The organism is Savagea serpentis (assembly GCF_015351395.1).
In the GTDB taxonomy this organism is placed as follows: Bacteria; Bacillota; Bacilli; order Bacillales_A; family Planococcaceae; genus Savagea; species Savagea serpentis.
Genome location: NZ_JADKPV010000001.1, coordinates 374,768 through 395,809, shown reverse-complemented (window position 1 = coordinate 395,809; position 21,042 = coordinate 374,768). Strand labels below are relative to the sequence as shown.

At 41.3% G+C, this 21,042-nt stretch carries 19 protein-coding genes, 1 other RNA gene and 1 other annotated feature; of the genes, 1 reads left to right on the top strand and 19 read right to left on the bottom strand.

Going from position 1 to position 21,042, the window contains the following annotated elements:
- Positions 1 to 107: 107 nt before the first annotated feature.
- The 3 genes from ssrS to hisS all read right to left on the bottom strand — a co-directional run bounded on the left by ssrS (position 108) and on the right by hisS (position 3,376).
- A non-coding RNA gene (gene ssrS / locus IRY55_RS01995) (6S RNA) lies at positions 108 to 289 on the bottom strand.
- A 40-nt stretch (positions 290 to 329) separates the two neighbouring features.
- On the bottom strand, positions 330 to 2,093 hold the full coding sequence (gene aspS, locus IRY55_RS01990; protein ID WP_194561578.1) for an aspartate--tRNA ligase: 1,764 nt from the start codon (positions 2,091 to 2,093) through the stop codon (positions 330 to 332).
- Between the two features lie 11 nt (positions 2,094 to 2,104).
- Complete coding sequence (gene hisS, locus IRY55_RS01985; RefSeq protein WP_194561577.1) at positions 2,105 to 3,376, bottom strand: histidine--tRNA ligase; 1,272 nt, start codon at positions 3,374 to 3,376, stop codon at positions 2,105 to 2,107.
- 54 nt (positions 3,377 to 3,430) lie between these two features.
- Positions 3,431 to 3,653: a binding site (T-box leader), on the bottom strand.
- 113 nt (positions 3,654 to 3,766) lie between these two features.
- On the opposite strand from hisS, the gene IRY55_RS01980 reads away from it, so the two are divergent.
- Positions 3,767 to 5,305, top strand: coding sequence for an SH3 domain-containing protein (locus IRY55_RS01980; protein WP_194561576.1), 1,539 nt, complete (start codon positions 3,767 to 3,769; stop codon positions 5,303 to 5,305).
- A 45-nt stretch (positions 5,306 to 5,350) separates the two neighbouring features.
- Here IRY55_RS01980 and dtd read toward each other — a convergent pair whose 3' ends face one another.
- The 16 genes from dtd to IRY55_RS01900 form a co-directional block, all read right to left on the bottom strand.
- Positions 5,351 to 5,791: a D-aminoacyl-tRNA deacylase gene (gene dtd / locus IRY55_RS01975; protein ID WP_194561575.1), complete on the bottom strand. Its 441-nt coding sequence runs from the start codon at positions 5,789 to 5,791 to the stop codon at positions 5,351 to 5,353.
- Positions 5,792 to 5,803: 12 nt separating this feature from the next.
- A complete protein-coding gene (locus tag IRY55_RS01970) occupies positions 5,804 to 8,023 on the bottom strand; it encodes a RelA/SpoT family protein (protein WP_194561574.1) in 2,220 nt (739 codons plus the stop codon).
- Between the two features lie 122 nt (positions 8,024 to 8,145).
- Positions 8,146 to 8,667, bottom strand: a complete 522-nt coding sequence (locus IRY55_RS01965; RefSeq protein ID WP_194561573.1) for an adenine phosphoribosyltransferase — start codon at positions 8,665 to 8,667, stop codon at positions 8,146 to 8,148.
- Between the two features lie 15 nt (positions 8,668 to 8,682).
- A complete protein-coding gene (gene recJ / locus IRY55_RS01960) occupies positions 8,683 to 10,968 on the bottom strand; it encodes a single-stranded-DNA-specific exonuclease RecJ (protein WP_194561572.1) in 2,286 nt (761 codons plus the stop codon).
- A gap of 108 nt (positions 10,969 to 11,076) precedes the next feature.
- Positions 11,077 to 11,427: a LapA family protein gene (locus tag IRY55_RS01955; RefSeq protein WP_194561571.1), complete on the bottom strand. Its 351-nt coding sequence runs from the start codon at positions 11,425 to 11,427 to the stop codon at positions 11,077 to 11,079.
- Between the two features lie 66 nt (positions 11,428 to 11,493).
- Complete coding sequence (secDF, locus tag IRY55_RS01950) at positions 11,494 to 13,764, bottom strand: protein translocase subunit SecDF (RefSeq protein ID WP_194561570.1); 2,271 nt, start codon at positions 13,762 to 13,764, stop codon at positions 11,494 to 11,496.
- Between the two features lie 90 nt (positions 13,765 to 13,854).
- The gene (locus tag IRY55_RS01945; RefSeq protein ID WP_194561569.1) at positions 13,855 to 14,163 is read right to left on the bottom strand and encodes a post-transcriptional regulator; all 309 of its coding nucleotides are present in this window, start codon (positions 14,161 to 14,163) and stop codon (positions 13,855 to 13,857) included.
- A 66-nt stretch (positions 14,164 to 14,229) separates the two neighbouring features.
- Complete coding sequence (gene yajC, locus IRY55_RS01940) at positions 14,230 to 14,502, bottom strand: preprotein translocase subunit YajC (RefSeq protein ID WP_235960997.1); 273 nt, start codon at positions 14,500 to 14,502, stop codon at positions 14,230 to 14,232.
- A gap of 111 nt (positions 14,503 to 14,613) precedes the next feature.
- Entirely contained in the window at positions 14,614 to 15,750 is a 1,137-nt protein-coding gene (gene tgt, locus IRY55_RS01935) for a tRNA guanosine(34) transglycosylase Tgt (RefSeq protein ID WP_194561568.1), read from the bottom strand.
- Positions 15,751 to 16,794, bottom strand: a complete 1,044-nt coding sequence (queA, locus tag IRY55_RS01930; protein ID WP_194561567.1) for a tRNA preQ1(34) S-adenosylmethionine ribosyltransferase-isomerase QueA — start codon at positions 16,792 to 16,794, stop codon at positions 15,751 to 15,753.
- A gap of 19 nt (positions 16,795 to 16,813) precedes the next feature.
- Positions 16,814 to 17,815: a Holliday junction branch migration DNA helicase RuvB gene (gene ruvB, locus IRY55_RS01925; protein WP_194561566.1), complete on the bottom strand. Its 1,002-nt coding sequence runs from the start codon at positions 17,813 to 17,815 to the stop codon at positions 16,814 to 16,816.
- Between the two features lie 16 nt (positions 17,816 to 17,831).
- Positions 17,832 to 18,428: a Holliday junction branch migration protein RuvA gene (gene ruvA, locus IRY55_RS01920; protein ID WP_194561565.1), complete on the bottom strand. Its 597-nt coding sequence runs from the start codon at positions 18,426 to 18,428 to the stop codon at positions 17,832 to 17,834.
- A gap of 131 nt (positions 18,429 to 18,559) precedes the next feature.
- Positions 18,560 to 18,766 carry a hypothetical protein gene (locus IRY55_RS01915; protein WP_194561564.1) on the bottom strand — a complete coding sequence of 69 codons (207 nt, stop codon included), beginning with the start codon at positions 18,764 to 18,766 and terminating at the stop codon, positions 18,560 to 18,562.
- A gap of 179 nt (positions 18,767 to 18,945) precedes the next feature.
- A complete protein-coding gene (locus IRY55_RS01910; protein WP_194561563.1) occupies positions 18,946 to 19,674 on the bottom strand; it encodes a YebC/PmpR family DNA-binding transcriptional regulator in 729 nt (242 codons plus the stop codon).
- Positions 19,675 to 19,695: 21 nt separating this feature from the next.
- Entirely contained in the window at positions 19,696 to 20,562 is an 867-nt protein-coding gene (pheA, locus tag IRY55_RS01905; RefSeq protein WP_213086634.1) for a prephenate dehydratase, read from the bottom strand.
- Positions 20,563 to 20,580: 18 nt separating this feature from the next.
- A complete protein-coding gene (locus tag IRY55_RS01900) occupies positions 20,581 to 21,036 on the bottom strand; it encodes an ACT domain-containing protein (protein ID WP_194561562.1) in 456 nt (151 codons plus the stop codon).
- Between the last annotated feature and the right edge of the window lie 6 nt (positions 21,037 to 21,042).

Below are 21,042 nucleotides of genomic sequence, written 5' to 3'. Positions count from 1 at the left end.
CTTTACTTACGTTTACAATACCAGATTCAAAGAAGACATTCATCTGTTGACTAAACAAAAAGAGCCTATTTCAAAGGAAATAAGCTCTTGAATGATTCATATTAGGAACAAATCCCAAATGTGCCGTTAGAAACTGTATCGTTTTGAACCTGCATTCAACAGGTGGGTGCTCGCACAATTGACTTTGACGTCCATAAATGGCATGTCATCCGCAATTGGATTTAAAGCTCCCTTACGATATAATTGTAGGTCAAAACTGTATCGTTCTTCACGTACACCTCAGGATTTGTCATTGCTATAACAATATCACACTCTTATATTTTGTGCAATTATTGTGGTTTTGCTTTTAATTGCAAGTTCAACTCACGCAATTGCGCTTCGCTTACCATGCTTGGCGCTTCTGTTAAGAGACAGCTCGCGCTCGCTGTTTTCGGGAAAGCAATTGTATCACGCAAGTTTGTTGAACCTGACAAGATCATGACAATACGGTCAAGACCGAATGCAATTCCACCGTGTGGAGGTGTACCGTATTCGAATGCATCGAGTAGGAATCCGAATTGTTCTTGTGCCGCTTCTTTTGAAAATCCGAGAGCTTCAAACATTTTCTCTTGTAAATCACGCTCGTAAATACGTAAGCTTCCGCCACCGAGCTCGTAACCATTCAATACTAAGTCATACGCTTCCGCACGTGCATTGTCCGGGTCATTCACGAGAACATCGACATCTTGTGGACGTGTGAATGGATGGTGAGCTGCGACGTAACGCCCTGCTTCTTCATCGAATTCAAACAATGGCCAGTCGACAACCCATAAGAAGTTAAATGCTGACTCATCGATTAAATTACGCTCTTTTCCGAGTTTCACACGGAGTGCGCCAAGTGCATCTGCGACAACTTTCGGTGTATCTGCGACGAATAATAATAAGTCGCCTGCTTCTACATCTGCAGCTGCTGTCATTTTCGCTTGGTCCTCTTCATCGAAGAACTTCGCGATTGGACCTGTGAATCCTTCTTCTGTCACTTTAATCCATGCGAGCCCTTTCGCGCCATAACGTGCGACGTAGTCTGTTAAACCGTCAATGTCTTTACGTGTGTAGTCTTCTGCTCCACCTTTAACGTTAATACATTTTACGTGGTTGCCTTTTTCAGCCATGCTCGTAAACACTTTGAATGAGCTATCTGCAATCGCATCCGCCATGTCGACGAGTTCCATCGCAAAACGTGTATCTGGTTTATCTGAACCGAAACGTGCCATCGCTTCATCGTACGGCATACGTTGGAATGGTGTTTCGATATCGATCCCTTTTACGTCTTTCATAATGCGTTTCATCATGCGTTCATTCAATTCTAAAATATCGTCGAGGGACATGAAACTCATTTCCATATCAATTTGTGTAAATTCTGGTTGACGATCGGCACGCAAGTCTTCATCACGGAAACAACGCGCGATTTGGTAATAACGGTCAAATCCTGACACCATTAACAATTGTTTAAACAATTGTGGTGATTGTGGTAATGCATAAAATTCGCCATCGTGAACACGTGATGGAACGAGGTAGTCACGCGCTCCTTCAGGTGTTGATTTCGTTAAAATAGGCGTTTCGACTTCGAAAAACTCTTCGTCTGCTAAGAAGTTACGAACTGAACGCGTAATTTCTGAACGCATGCGGAAATTGTTCATTAACGGTGGACGGCGAAGATCTAAGTAACGATATTTCAAACGAAGTTCTTCACTCACATCTGTTTCGTCTTCAATCATAAACGGTGGGTTTTTCGCTTTGTTAATGATTTCGACTTCTGTCACTTGTACTTCGATGTCACCCGTTTTAATTTTATTGTTCTTTTGGGCATCCGCACGTTCAATGACAGTTCCTGTCATTTCAACAACATATTCATTACGTAAAGAATCCGCAATTTCAAGCGCTTCTTTCGAAAAATCTGGATTGAATACCATTTGAACAATGCCTGTACGGTCACGTAAATCGATAAAAATAATTTCACCTAAGTCGCGACGACGTTGTACCCAACCTTGTAATGTCACCTGTTCTCCAATTTGTTCTTTCGTTAATTGTCCACAATAATGTGTACGTTTCATCCTCATCTCTCCTATTTCATCAATTGTTGTATTGTCGTTACGACTTCAGAAACAGCTACTTCACGCTGTTCACCAGTTGCCATATTTTTTAATTGTACGACTTGTTGTTCTACTTCCGTCTCACCGATTACGATCACGAAACGCGCTTGTTGACGGTCTGCTGTTTTCATTTGACCTTTCATTTTGCGCTGTAAAAAGTCCGTATCGGTATGAATGTTCGCCGCTCGTAATTGCTGGGTTAACACGAAACCGAATTTCTCCGCTTCTTCACCTAATGTTGCAACGTACACGTCGAGCAATTCATCATTTTCAAACGTTACATTTTCCGCTTCCATCGCAAGTAAAAGTCGTTCGATACTCATCGCAAATCCGATACCTGGTGCGTTCGGTCCGCCAATTTCTTCCGTCATCCCATCGTAACGACCACCACCACAAAGAGTTGTAATCGCGCCGAATCCTTCTGACGTACTCATAATTTCAAATGCCGTATGATTGTAATAATCGAGCCCACGCACTAAATTTGGATCAATTTCAAACGAAATATTTAATGCGGCTAAATAATTTTGTACCGCTTCAAAATATGCAGCATTTTCATCACTTAAATAATCGGTTAATTTTGGCGCAGTCACCATTAAAGGATGCTCATGATCTTTTTTACAATCTAAAATACGGAGCGGATTTTGGTGAAGACGTGTTTGACAATCCGAACAAAACTCCTCAATGCGTGGTTCAAAATGTGCAACGAGCGCCTCGCGGTGTTTCGCACGCGACGCGCGGTCTCCCAATGAGTTAATGACAAGTTTTAAATCTTTTAATCCTGCACGGCGGTACACATCGAGTGCTAATGCAATGACTTCTGCATCAATCATCGGATTATCACTGCCAATTGCCTCTACACCGAACTGGACGAATTGACGGTAACGCCCAGCTTGCTGACGCTCATAACGGAACATCGGACCGACGTAATATAATTTCACCGGTTGATCTGGAATACCGTGCATTTTATTTTCGACAAATGAACGGACGACAGGTGCTGTTCCTTCAGGACGCAATGTCATCGAACGCTTTCCACGATCTTCAAATGTGTACATTTCTTTTTGAACGATATCTGTTGCATCACCGACCGTACGTTGGAACAATTCTGTCTGCTCAAAAATTGGTGTGCGAATTTCGCTGTAACGATACGCGCGACATACATCTGAAATGATTTGTTCCACCTTGTGCCATTTCCATGAATCTTGGGGCAAAATGTCTTGTGTACCTCTTGGAACTTTAAAATTCATAGCGATTCTCCTTTTTTTCATAATAAAAAGCTCCCATCTCTCCTATAACATTATAGAAGGGACGAGAGCAATAGCTTCCGCGGTTCCACCCAAATTGATGCATTTCGCTGCATCCACTCAACTAGATAACGGCTAGTACCGACTTCGCTTACTTTATTTCAGCGAAACGCTTCATCGTTGTCTTTCAAAAAGAGGAATGGATGGAACTTACAGCCACGGTTCACATTCTCTAAAACCATTCGAGTCTCTCTTTTACTTATCGAATCATTAGCTTTATTATAATCATAGTTAATCTTAATCATTTTAGGGTATGAAGTCAATACCTTTCACTTATTTCTAGCATTGAAAAACATTTCTCGTTACAATATAACTCAAGGTGGTGAAGACGATTTGAAAAGAAAAATAACCTTCACTTTGTTTCTGCTTATTTTCGGTTTTGGATTTTTAAATTCGATAACGAGTTTAGCAGCAAGCACGGTGGAAACGAAAGGAAAAATGAATGTTCGTTCTGGACCAGGACTCACCTACGAGATCATCGATACACTCCAAGCGAATGAATCACTTACCGTTCTAGAGGAACAAGATGATTGGTTCCGTGTTTCCTATAAAAAAAATCGAGAAGGATGGATCGCATCTTGGCTCGTTGAACGTAAAAGTGATATCGAATCAAAAGGAGATGTCGTCATTTCTACAACGAATGGTCTTAACGTACGGCTCGGTCCTTCCACACAATCCAATGTAATCGGTAAAATGGACGCTGGAAAAGAAGCGACACTAGAATTAGAGCGAGACGGATGGTCGTATATCATTGTAGATGGTATGTACGGATGGGTACATAGTTCATATTTAACCAAAACAACTTCTGAAACACAAAAAGCCAATGACCAAGTGAACCCTTCACCAGAAGTAAAAGATGGCCAATTCACGGTCATTGTTGACTCTTTGAATGTCCGTTCACGTGCAGGACTCCAAGGAAAAATAATCGGTTATGCTCACCAAGGCGAGACGTACAAAGTGTTAGAAGTGGATCATAATTGGGTGAAAATCCAACTTGATTCTAAAAAAACAGGGTGGGTCGCTAGCTTTCATGGACAATTAAATGCCTCTCAAAAGTCCGGAGAAAAACCTAGCTTGTTTTTAATTTCAACGATTGCCGACGGTACGAATTTGCGTGAAGAACCGACAACCCATTCAAAAGTCGTAAAGCGTTTAGAAGCAGGTTATCACTTAAATGTTTTAAGCGAAGAAGGAGACTGGTATGAAGTTGAAATTGACGGACAACGCGCTTATGTCGCACAATGGGTCGTTTCTACATTAAACAGCCCTGTGATTTCTAAACATGCAGAAGAAGCAGCATCTACCGTGCGAAAAAAAGCTTCCATTCCAGGTACTTTAAATGGCATAACCATCATACTTGACCCTGGACATGGCGGACATGACCGAGGAACGACAGGGGCGCGTGGTACACGTGAAAAAGATTTAACGATGAAAACAGCAGAAGTGTTAGCTCTTAAATTGCGATCTGCTGGAGCGAAAGTGCATTTAACTCGTGAGCGCGATACTTTCATTCCATTGCGTACAAGAGCCCAAATGAAAAGCCAATTGAAGGCAGATGCATTTATTAGTATTCACTATGATGCGAATGTCGACTCGACCGTTACAGGTCATACGACATTTTACTTCCACGATCATCAAAAGGAATTAGCCGATGTATTAAATGCGACAATTGAGCAACAAATTCCTTTACGAAACCGCGGTGTGCAAGTTGGAAACTTCCAAGTATTGAATGAAAATAGTTCGGATGCTATTTTATTAGAACTCGGGTTTTTAACGAATGCAGCAGAAGAGCAAGTACTTTTATCTTCTCAATTTAGAGAAACCGTTTCTTACGGTATTTATGACGGTTTATTACAATTTTTCAATGAATAATGAAAAAGCGTTTGAAATCATATTACTCGATTTCAAACGCTTTTATTATTTTGATTCTACCATTAATGTGACGGGGCCGTCATTGATGAGCGATACGTCCATCATCGCACCGAAACGACCTGTCTCTACATGGATATCAAGCGCACGTAACTCTTGATTAAACTGTTCCCATAAAGGCTCAGCTTGTTCAGGTCGCGCAGCTTGAATAAAGCTCGGTCGTCTCCCTTTGCTCACATCACCATACAATGTAAATTGGGATACGGACAGCACAGCTCCTCCTACTTGAGACAAATCCTGATTCATTTTTCCTTCTTCGTCTTCCCAAATGCGTAATCCTGCAATTTTTTTCGCTACGTATTTCACGTCTTCTACCGTATCTTCATGCGTAATTCCGACAAGTAATACATACCCTTTATCAATCGCCCCTGTCACTTCACCGTTAATTGTGACAGATGCTCGTTTCGCACGTTGTAATAAAACTTTCATACTTTCACTTCCTTAATTCGTTACACGATGTACAGCATGGACATCTGATATTTGTTTAATCTTCTTCACAATTTGATGTAAATGTTCAATGCTCGTAATTTCAATCGTCATTTCGATTTTTGCGATTTTCTCTTTATTTGCACGACCCGTCACTGCTGTGATTGGCACTTTCAACTCTGTGACAGTCATCATTACTTCATTCAATAAACCAGAACGGTCGAATGCTGAAATTTCAATATCGACTTCAAATGTTTTCGAAGAGCGACTGCTATCTCCTACTGCCCATTCCACATCTAAATAACGACTGTCCAATTCATCAGAATGTACAACATTCGGACAATCCGTTCGATGGACAGAAACACCTCGTCCTTTCGTAATAAAACCGGTGATTTCGTCACCTGGTACTGGATTACAGCATTTCGCTAGACGAATTAACATATTGTCGATTCCTCGAACGATTACGCCTGATTCTGTTTCTTTATATTCTTTTTTCTGCGGGGATTCTTTCTTTTTCTCAATGTCCGACTTTACTTTTTCTAATGCGTCGACTTTTTCTCGTTCGCGACGTAATCGTTCTGCTAAACGGTTGACAATTTGCTGAGCAGTAATGCCCCCTGATCCGACATTCGCATACATATCTTCTTCAGAAGCAAAGCTATATTTGTCGAGAACACGGGAGATGTTTTCAGAGGTGAGCACTTCTTTCGGTTCATATACTTGTGCTTTAATTTCACGATCGATTAATGATTTTCCTTTTACAACATTTTCTTCTCTTAATTGACGCTTAAAATATTGTTTGATTTTGCTACGTGCTTGAGAGGTATTCGCAATTTTCAACCAATCACGGCTCGGCCCAAATGATTGTTTCGACGTCAATACTTCCACGATATCTCCCGTAGCTAATTTTTCGTCGAGCGGAACCATTTTACCGTTCACTTTCGCTCCGATTGTACGGTTTCCTACTTCTGAATGAACGCGGTAAGCGAAATCTAAAGGAACGGAGCCTTTTGGCAATTCAATCACATCACCATCTGGAGTAAAGACATAAACCATGTCGGAGAAGAGATCGAATTTTAACGATTCCATAAATTCTTCCGCATTTGTAGATTCGTTTTGAAGCTCTAAAATTTCACGGAACCACGTCAATTTTTGTTCGATATTGTCAGTCGTTTCAGAAGCGACACGTCCTTCTTTATACGCCCAGTGCGCCGCCACCCCATATTCTGCAATGTGGTGCATATCTTCCGTGCGAATTTGAACTTCTAACGGATCTCCCGCTGGACCGACAACTGTCGTATGAATCGATTGATACATATTTTGTTTCGGCATCGCGATATAATCTTTGAAACGCCCAGGCATCGGTTTCCATAATGTGTGAATAATACCGAGTGTCGCATAACAATCTTTAATGCTTTTCAGTACGATACGCACCGCCAATAAATCATAAATTTCATTGAATTCTTTATTTTGCAAAGCCATTTTCCGGTAAATCGAATATAAATGTTTCGGGCGACCTGAAATTTCCGCTTCAATCCCCATACGATCCACTTCAAAACGAATGATATCCATCACTTCTTCTAAATAATCTTCCCGTTCTGCACGCTTTTGTTTCATCATATGAACGATGCGGTAATATTGTTGCGGATTCAAATAGCGAAGTGCAGTATCCTCTAATTCCCACTTAATTGTCGAGATTCCGAGACGATGAGCGAGAGGTGCAAAAATATCGAGCGTTTCTGCAGAAATACGACGTTGTTTTTCTTCATTGACATATTTTAATGTACGCATATTATGTAAGCGGTCTGCCAATTTAATTAAAATGACACGAATATCTTGTGCCATAGCGATAAACATTTTCCGATGATTTTCTGCTTGTTTTTCTTCATTTGAACGGAATTTTAATTTTTCGAGTTTCGTCACACCGTCGACGAGTACCGCAACTTCTTCGCCAAACTGTTCGACGATATCTTCGCGACTCACCTCCGTATCTTCAACGACATCATGCAAAAATCCAGCTGCAACAGTTGCAGGATCCATTTGCAAATTCGCTAAAATACCTGCGACTTGAATCGGGTGTAAAATATATGGCTCTCCCGATTTACGAAATTGGCCTTCATGCGCTTCCTTCGCTGCAATATATGCACGCTTCACAAATTCTACATGTTCTTCATTCATATACGTCGATACGATATGATAAATATCCTCTGCTGTCATGTCTTTTTCTTTCGCCATTGTTTTACACTCCTTTCTTCGTTCTTTCTATTTTTACTTATAGTACGGCAATCCCTTATATGTGTAAAGGAGGAAACGTTTTAAAAAAACATTCTGCGAGTGATTCACAGAATGCTTTTGAATTATTCTTCATCGTATGTGATCAATGTACAAATATCGTATCCTTCAATCTTTTTACGCCCATCTAAGTATGCCAGTTCAATTAAAAAGGCACAGCCTGCGACAATGCCGCCTAATTCTTCGACGAGTTCAATCGTCGCTTTAATCGTACCACCTGTTGCAAGTAAGTCATCTACGATTAAGACGCGCTGTCCCGGTTTAATCGCATCTTTATGAATCGTTAAACGATCTGTTCCATATTCTAAGTCATATTCAACCGATACCGTTTCACGTGGTAATTTTCCAGGTTTACGCACAGGTGCAAATCCGACTTCTAACGCATAAGCTACTGGACATCCGATAATAAATCCTCTTGCTTCAGGTCCAACGATGAGGTCTGCTCTCACTTTTTCTGCGTATTTCACGATTTCATCTGTCGCAAATTTATACGCTTCTCCGTGATCCATCAATGTCGTAATATCTTTAAAGCTTATCCCTTCTTTCGGATAATCTTCAACAATTGTAATATACTGTTTTAAATCCATCTTTCCTTCTTCCTCCTACTGAAGCAATGTTTGTTTTAATTGATTGTATGAACTGTATAATAAATCACGCTCAAGTGAGATTTGACGCTCTCTTTGTTGATAAGTCGGAGCCTCTTCTAAATTTCGTTTTTCTACATTCGGCGCGATCGTGAATACACTACCTTCTAGTGTAACAAATTTTAAGTCTAAAAACACTTTTAACATAAAGACAATCGTGTCTTTTTTCCAACCTTTTTGCTTCGCAATCCACTCCCACTCTTTCACAAAATCGAGATGTCCTCGCTGTTTAATCGCTTGGAACAACCACCCGAACATTTCTCGCGTTGGGATACGCTCCATATAAAATGTTTGCGTAACATAGAAATGACAATATAAACGGTGTGGTTCATGTTGCGTAATAATCGCAAGTAACTGTTCCATATGGTCTGGCAAATCGAGAAAGACGAGCACTTTTTCATCACCCGTTAAATCGTTTGCCATCGTGAGCGGGATATGTTTTGCAAAACGTTCAGCGTGTTGTTTTTGGAATAAAACATACGTCGCGTCTGAAGGTACTTTTGGCAACCATTGTTGCAGTTGGTCAATACCGCGCATGTCGAAAACTTGAACATCTTTCGATTGCAAATCTTCCATCATAAATTGCGGATTGCGCCTGCCGTTCCACTCATTAATTTGAATATCTCCTGCCAGTGCAACGGTTGTGCCTACCGTTAATTCATCCGCTCTATCACCAAATTGGAAGCCGATGCAGTCTAGCGCATCTGTCGTCGTTCCTACTTTCATTTTTAAATGATTGAGAGCAGAACCGATTTTTCTCACTTCGAGCACTTTCACATTTTCAAGTGCATAGGTTGGTTTCGGAAATCCAATTCCGAATGGACGAAGCTTTTGCATGTCATCTAAAACATCTAAGTCAATTTCATCAATCGTCGTCTGAACATCAATCGTCAATTTCGGAATATAATCCTCTGGTGTCAATGTTTCATGCGCAATTTCAATCAATCTTTTACGCAGTGATTCGATTCGCTCGATTGGAATGGTCAAGCCTGCTGCCATCGCATGACCGCCATATTTTTCTACAAGTGGCTCACTTTTTTTAAGCGCTTCGTACAGATGATAACCTTCAATACTACGTGCTGACCCCTTCGCTTCACCCCTTTCAGAATCGATTCCGAGAATGATGGTAGGACGGTAAAACTTATCAGTCATACGAGAAGCAACGATGCCGACGACACCTGGATTCCATCCTTCTTTCGCTAATACAATCACTTCAGGAACCTCATGATAAGCTTGCATCATCTGCTCTGCTTCTTCCGTAATTGTCTGAACCATCTGTTGTCGCTCGACATTCATCTCATTTAACTGTAAAGCGTATGAACTCGCTTCTGTCTCAGTTTCAGCGTTGAGCATTTCGACAGCAAGAGTGGCATCTTGTAAGCGTCCTGGAGCGTTCAAACGCGGACCATAGGAAAACCCTACCGTCTCTTCATCCGCCTCATGCAAATGGCTCTTACTTACTTCTGCAAGCGCACGCAGACCAACATCATCACTCTTTTGCAATAAAGCGAGACCATGTTTTACGATGTAACGATTTTCATCTAGCAGAGGAACAAGATCTGCAACAGTTCCGATTGCCACATAAGGTAAAAGCGTTTCATCCACTTGTCCAAGCAATGCAGTCGCCAACTTAAAAGCTACTCCTACTCCAGCTAACTCCGGAAACGGATAATTGCCTTCAGGATGACGCGGGTGGATAATGCAATCTGCAGGTGGCAAAGTCTCTCCGATTTCATGGTGATCCGTCACGATGACCGTCGCTCCTAACTGTTGGGCATGAGCGATTGCTTCATGGCCTGAAATACCATTATCTACTGTAATGATTAACTCAAAGCCTTCTGCTATTTTCTCTTCAAACAGCTCAGCATTCGGTCCATATCCATGCTTAAAGCGATTCGGAATCGCATAGTCGACAAGGGCTCCTAAAGAGCGTAAAGCACGAAGTAAAACAGTCGTACTCGTCACGCCGTCCGCATCATAATCCCCATAAATTAAAATCGGTACTTGACTATCGATTGCAAACTGAATTGTCTCTACAGCGATATCCATTTGATACATTAAAAATGGATCATGCAAAACAGAACTGTCCATTTCGATAAATTGCTTCGCTTCTTCAACTGTTTGAATATCTCGTGCTACTAATATTTTGGCGAGTAAAGGCGGAATATGTAAAGCCTCACAAAATGATTGAATAAGCGTTTCATCTACGCTTGTCATTTGCCATTTACTTTTTGATTGAATCATTGTTATCACTCCATCTCTTCCTCTAAGTATACCGAATTTGCATTCAAAACGAAAAAGGATAAGTACCCGCTATGCGAGACTGTGCATAGTCATGTACTTATCCTCCACTTATTGTTCGTCGATGACCGTTACTTCATTCGCTTCGTTCGTAATATCGCGAACGACGACATCTTGTTGCGGTATAATGCGCAATTGTTCTTGACGTAACAATTCTTCTTTTTCTTCAATAATCGTTTGGAGATGTTTTATTTCTTGTCTATATTGCATACGACGGAAGAGCGCAAACGATCCACTGATGAATGCTCCGATTAAAACACTCGCTAAAATAACGAGAACGAGTGGCATTTCTGCTGTTGTAAAAACAAAATTGACGATGACTGGGCGAATATTCACGATTGAAAAAATCGCTACGACAATCGCCAACAGTAAGCTAACAATTAACATCCATTGTGTTTTCATTTGAAGTCCCTCCTTCATATCGAGGAAAGGTAGGCAATTTTTTCAATCACCTACCCTTCCTTATTGTTAAACGACAGGCTCGTCTGAACCCCATTTTTTCTTTTCTTTTTCGATGTCAATTGGACCTTTTTCTTTCAACTGCTTCTTCTTCAAGTCAAACCAAATTTGAGCGGAGATGAAGATTGAAGAATACGTTCCAGCAAGTAAACCAATTAACAATGCCACAGAGAATGGACGAATTGAATCCGCACCAAGCGCAATTAATGCGACGACTACGAAAATAACCGTTAAAATCGTGTTCACAGAACGCCCTAATGTTTGACGTAACGATTTATTGACAATCGTTGCCAACTCATCTTCTGTTTTCACTTTACCTGAACGTGTCATATTTTCACGTATCCGGTCAAATGTCACGATTGTATCGTTAATGGAATACCCGACAATCGTTAACACTGCTGCGATAAAGGTAATGTCTACTTCCATTCGAACGATACTAAACACAGCAATCATAAAGAATGCGTCATGCAATAATCCGATGACGGAAGCAACACCCATTTGCCATTCAAATCGGAATGCGACATAAATGATAATTCCAATTGCCGCGAATAGGAGCGCGTACATTGCGTTTTTCGCCAATTCTTTACCAACTTGTGAGGATACAGTTGAAACGTTCGGTTCTGAGCCGTAAATTTCAGCGAGCTCGCTCTTGAATTTATTCACTTCATCTTGAGAAAATTCTTCATTGAAACGAGCGACTCCGATTTCTTTTTTATCACCAGATACGACAATATCTTTCACGTCATGACCAACAACTTCTAAATCTTTTTCAAATTGTTCAACATTAATCGGTTCTTTCGACATCACTTCGACACGTGTACCACTTGAGAAGTCAATACCTAAATTTAATTTAAAGACAGCGAGCATAATGATACCTGCTGTTAATAAAATAGCCGATAACGTATAAAAACGTTTGCGAGCATGAACGAAATCAAAACGATCGAATTTCGTCGTTAAATCGAGTGTATCAATTCCTTCTTCAATGCTATGAACTTTTGATTGCGGAACACCGAATAGTCCTGGTTTACGATCTAAAATCCCGCTATTTACGAGTAAACCTAAGAATAGACGTGAACCCCAAACAGCTGTCAAGAAGCTGACGATAATACTGATGATTAACATCGTCGCGAAACCTTTCACTGAGCTCGTACCGAATTGGAATAACACGACCGCTGCTAACAATGTCGTAATGTTCGCATCAAGAATTGCTGTGAATGAACTTTTCGCTCCTGATTGGAAGGCTGAACGAATCGATTTTCCGACACGTATTTCTTCCCGCACTCGTTCATACGTTAAAATGTTCGCATCGACAGCCATACCGACTCCGAGCATTAAAGCAGCGATACCTGGCAATGTCAATACACCATTGATTGCAGTGAATGCTACTAAAATTAAATAAATATAAATCGATAATGTAATGACCGCAATTAAACCTGGTAAGCGGTAGTAAAGAAGCATGAATAGAAAGATTAAGCTAACCCCGACAATACCTGCTGTAATTGTCTTATCGAGCGCCTGTTCACCAAATTGCGCTCCGACTGATGTCGAGTACACTTCTTCCAATTGAACAGGGAGTGCCCCTGCGTTTAAAATACCAGCAAGTTGTTTCGTTTCTGCTGGCGTGAAGCTTCCTGAAATTTCAACTGCTGACGAATGGATTGGCTCTTTTACCGATGGTGCCGAAATAAATTTCGGTTCTTCTTTCGCCAACTCACTATAAAAAGAGTCTACTCCTTCTTCAAAGTCTAACCAAATGACAAGGACGTTACTTGGCGCTGGCATACGTGAAATTTCAGTCGTAATTTGACCGAATTTGCTCGCATCTTTCAGCTCTAATGTGACGATTGGTTCGTTAAATTGGTTGAAGCTCGGTTTCGCTCCACCGGCCTTTAAATCATCACCGTCTAACATCAAATTATCGTTCGCATCGCGGAATGTTAAATTCGCTTGCGTTGACAATAAATCACGTGCTTGTTGTTGGTTTTCGACACCTGCTAATTGAACACGAATTCGGTTATTCGATTCAATCTGAATGTTCGGTTCACTAACCCCTAACACGTTGACACGGCTATTTAACGCATCTGCCGTATCACTCACTACTTTTTCATCGATGACTTGACCTTCTTTTAAAGGTTGAACTTCGTATAAAACTTCGAATCCACCTTGTAAGTCAAGTCCTAGTTTTACGTCTTTTAATATACTTTTTGAAGTTCCACTGATCGTCGTAGCAAATAAGACAATTAGTAGTAAAAAGGCGACGAGGCGACCTCTACTTTTCATTCATTGTTTCCTCCCTACATCTTACGAACAATATGTATTGCAAACGTTGCACAATGTCACAATTATGAAACAGTCCTCGTGACATGTCAACTATTCGTCATCTTCTTTTTTGAGAAGCAATTGAAGTTCCTCTTGATTCAATTCTGAAAACCAATCGAGCTCTTCTTGTTGGTGATCTACTTGCGTGTATGTCATAAATTGAGCAGGGGTCACGCCAAGTATGTCTGCAACGAGTTGATGTGTGTGATCATTTGAAATATCGGCTTGTTTCCACACATGCTTTAAACAAAAATCCCATAACTGTTCTTCCGGCACCGCATCGTAATTATTTAATTGTAATTCTTCAACTTTGCTCGTAAGTGCGGGTTTTAAACGTTTAAATAATTTTTTATGTTTCATCGTTCACCCTCCTCATGTTGAAAAAAGTCGGCTGTAACTTACGACAGTTAACGGGCCGACTTTCCATTAAACGTTTTTGTTTACTACCGATCCAATCGCTTGACGTTCAAATTTCATCACGACGTCGTGAGCAACTCTCACATGAACGACTGTATCTTCTAAAGCATCAATCGTACCGTGAATGCCACCGACTGTAACGATTTCATCCCCGCGTTGTAAACTATCATGCATCGCTTTCATTTGTTTCATCCGTTTTTGCTGTGGACGAATCATCATGAAATATACTAATGCAAACATTAGTACGAGCATAATGAGTGTGCTTCCTAATTCACCACCCAAGTTATTCCCCTCCTCTAACTGCTAGCTTATAGAATGTGCAAACATTCTATTTTCTTCACATACCTATTTTAACGGAAGTTCATAAATTTTGCAGAGTTTCTACTGCTTTTTTTAAAAGTTTTTTGCATTCGGTTCATTATACCCGTATTGTTCAAAAAATTCTTCTCTGAAGTCACCGAGACGATCTTCGCGAATTGCCTGACGAACATTCTCCATTAAGTTCACTAAGAAGTATAAATTATGGTAGCTCGTTAAACGCAATCCGAAAATTTCTTCTGTTTTAATGAGGTGATGAATATATGCACGTGAATAGTTTTGGCATGCATAGCAATCACAATTTTCATCTAACGGACGGAAGTCATTTTTAAATTTCGCATTGCGCACGACGAGGCGACCTTTACTCGTCATCAATGTACCGTTACGGGCGATACGCGTCGGCAATACACAGTCGAACATATCGATGCCTCGAATCGCTCCATCAATTAAAGAATCCGGTGTGCCAACCCCCATTAAATAACGTGGTTTATCCGCTGGTAAATGAGGGACGGTGAATTCTAGTGCTCGATTCATCACTTCTTTCGGCTCTCCGACAGAAAGACCGCCAATCGCATATCCCGGGAAGTCCAGCGATACTAAGTCTTTCGCACTTTGCACGCGAAGATCTTCATACTCTCCACCTTGTACAATTCCGAATAAAGCTTGCGCATCTTTTCGTTCATGCGCTTCTAAGCAACGCTCTGCCCAGCGACTCGTACGCTCGACTGACTTTTTCATATAGTCGTGCGTAGCAGGATATGGCGGACACTCATCAAAGGCCATCATAATATCCGAACCGAGTACGTTTTGAATTTGCATCGCTTTCTCCGGGCTTAAAAATAGTTTACTGCCGTTTAAATGGTGACGGAAATGAACCCCTTCTTCTTTAATATCGCGCAATTTGCTTAAACTGAACACTTGGAAGCCGCCTGAATCTGTTAAAATTGGGCGATCCCAGTTCATGAACTTATGCAGGCCACCTGCTTGTTCAATCACTTCGGTACCTGGACGCAACCATAAATGATACGTGTTGCTTAAAATTATTCCTGCTCCGATGTCTTTCATCTCCTCAGGTGACATCGCCTTCACTGTCGCTTGGGTACCGACCGGCATGAATACTGGTGTTTCAAAAGAGCCGTGTGGTGTATGGACGATGCCAAGACGCGCTCCTGTTTGTTTACATGTTTTAATATGTTCGTAACGAATAACCATTTAATTTAACTCCTTTTTCTTTCGAATCATCATCGCATCTCCAAAACTGAAGAAACGGTATTTTTCACGCACAGCTTCTTCATAAGCGTGCATCATCATATCGCGTGTCGTTAAAGCAGAAACGAGCATGAGCAACGTCGATTGAGGCAAATGGAAATTCGTAATAAGTCCATCAATGGCACGGAATGTATATCCTGGATAAATGAAAATATCCGTCCATCCACTGCTCGCGACAATTTGACCGTCATGAATACTCGCAACTGTCTCCAACGTTCGGCAACTCGTCGTACCGACCGCAATGACACGACCACCTGCTTTACGTGCTGTTTCAATCGTTTTGGCTGCTTCTTCCGTCACGACATAATATTCGGAATGCATGACATGGTCGTCGATTGAGTCAACGCTCACTGGACGAAATGTTCCGAGCCCGACATGCAATGTGACAAACGCGATATGAACACCTTTCGCTTCAATTTTCGCTAACAATTCATCTGTAAAATGCAGACCAGCTGTTGGCGCAGCTGCCGAACCGCGCTCTTTTGCAAACACGGTTTGATAACGATCTTGTTCATCTAATTTTTCTGTAATATACGGTGGGAGTGGCATTTCTCCGAGCTCGTCTAAAATCTCGTAAAAAATACCATCGTACGACATTTTAAAATGTCTTGCACCTTCTTCTGTAATGTGCGTGCACGTCGCTTTTAAACGACCGTCTCCGAACTCAACAACCGCTCCTACTTTTACACGCTTCGCTGGTTTGACGAGTGTTTCCCACGTATCGTCGCCTACTTCTTTCAACAATAAAATCTCAATATGTGCACCGGTATCTTTCGTTCCGAATAAACGGGCAGGGAGCACTTTCGTATTGTTAAGAACGAGCACATCGCCGCTTTGTAATTCGTCCAACACCGTTTCAAATGTCGTATGCGTTAATTCTCCATTGTCGCGATCGACAACCATCAGACGACTCGCCGTGCGGTCTTTAAGAGGAGTTTGAGCGATGAGCTCTTCTGGTAATTCAAAATCAAAATCTTTGACGTTCATAATAAAATCCACCTATTCTTTATTTTTCTGGATATGGCATTCCTAAATGGTCATAAGCCGTCATCGTAACGACCCTTCCACGCGGAGTCCTTTGCAAAAATCCGATTTGAAGTAAGTATGGTTCGTACACATCTTCAATCGTAATTGCTTCTTCTCCAATTGTCGCAGCGAGTGTATCTAATCCGACAGGACCACCACCGAAATGTTTTACCATATGACGAAGTAAACGATGGTCGATATCATCTAAACCGTAAGAATCCACTTGCAATAACTCCAATGCTTCTTTCGCAATCGTAAACGTAATCGTTCCATCTCCACGTACCTCTGCGAAATCTCGTACACGACGCAACAGTCGATTCGCAATACGAGGTGTCCCCCTTGAACGTCTCGCTACTTCATAGGCAGCATTTCGCTCGATTGGCACGTCGAATAATTTTGCGCTACGCTCTACAATTTGTTGCAACGCTTCAATATCATAATATTCAAGTCGCAAAGGAACACCGAAACGATCGCGGAGTGGCGCGGACAGTTGCCCCGCTCGCGTCGTCGCACCAATGAGCGTGAAAGGTGGCAAATCTAAACGTACCGAACGTGCTGTCGGACCTTTCCCAATCATAATATCTAAACAAAAATCTTCCATCGCTGGGTATAATACTTCTTCTACGGAGCGATGCAAACGATGAATTTCGTCGATGAACAAAACGTCACCTGGTTCCAATGAAGAAACGACCGCTGCAAGGTCTCCTGGACGCTCGATTGCAGGGCCACTCGTCGTTTTCATATTGACATTCATCTCATTTGCAATGACCGCAGCCATCGTCGTCTTACCGAGCCCTGGTGGACCATAGAGCAAAACGTGATCCAAGCTTTCTTGTCGCTGCATCGCCGCTTCGACAAACACTCGCAAGCTCGTCTTCACTTTTTCTTGTCCGACATAATCGTCTAACAGTTGAGGACGAATCGATTGTTCAAGCAACTGTTCTGCTGGCAATTCCTCCGTTGACATCATACGTTCTTCCATGAAGACGCTCCTCTCTTTACGATTGTTTCACTAAAAGACGTAATGCTTCTTTCATATACGCTTCCGTCGTCATTTCTTGTTGTTGCAAAGTCGTTTCAATCCTTTTCAATTCTCGTTCTGAATACCCAAGTGCCTGCAATGCGAGCATCGCTTCTTCTAACGCATCATTCGAAGCGAGTGATGGCGCCTCATTCGGCTCAAATAAATCTCCAAATAAATGATCAAGCTTTCCTTTTAAATCTAAAATCATTTGGCGGGCTGTTTTCTTGCCGACTCCTGGGAATTGAACGAGAAACTTCTCATCTTCTCGCTCAATCGCCTCTGCAACTTGTTGTGGAATACCATTCGCTAAAATCGCTAAAGCACCTTTAGGTCCGATTCCAGATACGGTGATGAGCTTTTCAAATAATTGACGTTGACGAATCGATTGGAAACCGATCAAACTATGAACATCATCTCGTACATGTAAATGTGTATACACTTTAATCATTTCTTCGTCTACATGAAACGCAAATGGATTCGGCGTTTGTAATTTGTAGCCGATATCTCGACATTCTAATGTGACATATTCTGGATGAACTTCTGTAATTTTTCCTTTTATATAATCGTACACGAACTTTCACCTGCTCCTTCATTATCCGTTCTATTATAGCATAAGAACATATTTTCTCTTAGAAAAAAACAAAAAAGTAGACGGAGTCCATTCGACTTCGTCTACTTTAAAAAGGTAGTCAACAGTATGTATTATTTCTTTTTGTTTTTCTTCCCTTTTTTCTTATCTTTCTTCGTTTCTTTTTTCTTATCTTTTTTGTCAGCTTTTTTCGTTTCTTTTTTTGCGTCTTTTTTCTTATCTTTCTTTTTGTCTTGCTTTTTATCTTTTTTCTTGTCCTCTTTTTTCGCTTTCACTACTTTTTCGAGTTCTTCTTTTTTTGCTTTTTTGTCTTTCGCCATATTTTTCACCGCCTCTCTTCTTATGTATCACTATACCAATAAATTTCAAAATTTTCAAACTTTTGTATGTAAAAATAATAGAACACTTTCTTATTATTGAATAAAATAATAAAAGAAAGTGTTCTATTCCATTATTTCATCGGATATGCATCCGTTTAAGTCATTCGTGAAATTGTGTCTTATTCGTTAACTTCCGCATTATGGAAGACATCTTGAACATCGTCATCATCTTCGAGTGCGTCAATTAATTGTTGGAATTGCTCGGCTGGCTCACCGCTTAATTCAACGTATAAGTTCGGAATCATTTCCACTTCAGATGAAGCGAATTCAAAACCTTCTGCTTCTAATGCTTCTTTCACAGCAATTAAATCACCAGGCTCTGTCACAATTTCAAAACCATCTTCGGATGATTCGATATCTTCTGCGCCTGCTTCGAGCGCTGTCATCATCACTGTATCTTCATCCATATCGTCCGTACGCTCAATCATAATGCGTCCTTTACGGTTGAACATGTAGCTGACAGAACCTGTTTCTCCTAAGCTACCGTGATTTTTATTAAATGCAACTCGTACGTTCGTAGCGGTACGATTACGATTTTCTGTCAATGTGTACACTAAAATCGCGACACCATTCGGGCCATAGCCTTCATATACAATCTCGTCGTAATGCTCGTCTGAGTTTGCACCTGTCGCTTTGTCAATTGCGCGATTAATAACATCATTCGGTGTGTTGGCACCTTTTGCTTTTTCAATGGCAAGGCGGAGTGTCGCATTCGTCGTCGGGTCTGCGCCTCCTGCTTTTGCCGCCACGTAAATTTCACGCGACATCTTTTGGAAGATCTTTCCTCGTTTCGCATCTTGTGCGCCTTTACGCGCCTTAATGTTATTCCACTTTGAATGTCCTGCCATTCTTATTTCCTCCTTGATTGATTATGAATAATCATATACGTAGTAAGTGCCGAACGATTGAATTGTACAATCGAGGGCTGCTAATTCTTCAAATGCTCCTTGCATCATCGGGTTCATTTCATCTTCCATCACGTCCACGATGAAAAAATAATTGCCGAGTCCAGTTTTCAACGGGCGCGATTCAATTTTACTCAAATTGAGTCGTCGCCAAGCGAACACGCTTAAAATTTGATGAAGTTTCCCCGATTCATCATCTTCTGGTAAACGAATCATTAATGTCGTCTTCGGCTCAGGACTGCGACCGATTTTTTCGAACTTCTCTTTACGTAATGAAAGAACGACAAAGCGGGTATGGTTGAAATGAAAATCATGAATTCTTTCTTCCGCCATGTGTAAATCATACGTTTTTGCAGCAAGTAAGTTCGCAACTGCGGCAATATTTTCTTCAGGATGTTCCGATACATAACGGGCTGCTTCCGCAGTCGACGTTTTTTGAATGAGTGGAACTCCTCGATAATGATATTGAAAATATTTATGACACTGTGCTAACGCATGTGGATGTGATTGGATCGAATCGATTTCTTTTACTCGTTCCGCATTTTGAGGATGTACGAGTAAATGTTGCTCGATTGGCAACTTCACTTCCGCTGTCATAAATAAATCACTACCGTGAAATAAATAGTCAATCGTTAAAGGCACAGAACCTTCTAAAGCATTTTCTAAAGGGACGATCGCATAAGCGACTTGCCCTTTCGCCACCGCTTCAATGCAATCCGGAATCGTCGGATGTGGGACGAGCCCTTCTTTTCCGAAAAAGCGACTTGCGGCAACGTGTGAGAACGATGCTTCTGGACCTAAGTAAGCAACGCTCGGAACGTACGTAGTCAATGAAATTCCCCCTTTTCCTTACAATGCGCCTGAACTAATTAAATGTACCGAATCGATAAATGGTGCCGACTTTAACTGTCTAATAAACTGCTCGAGTGATGGTTGAACTTCAGTCACGTCGAGTGATAAGGTGACATTCGCTCTCCCTTGCACAGGTATCGTTTGGTGAATCGTAAGCACATTACATTTCGCTTCCGATACCGTTCGCAAAATTGTCGCTAACGAGCCTTTTTGATCTTCTAATTGAATGAAAATCGTAATGACTCGTTCTCTCGCAATCGACTCGAACGGGAACACGGTATCGCGATATTTATAATAAGCACTCCGAGACAAACCGACAAGTTGTGTCGCTTCTTGCACCGTCGTCACTTCACCACTGGCAAGCAATTGCTTCACTTGGAGCACTTTTTGCATCGATTCCGTCAGTACTGTCTCATGAATTAAATAATATTGACCTTCCCCTGTAAGCTTCATCGACTT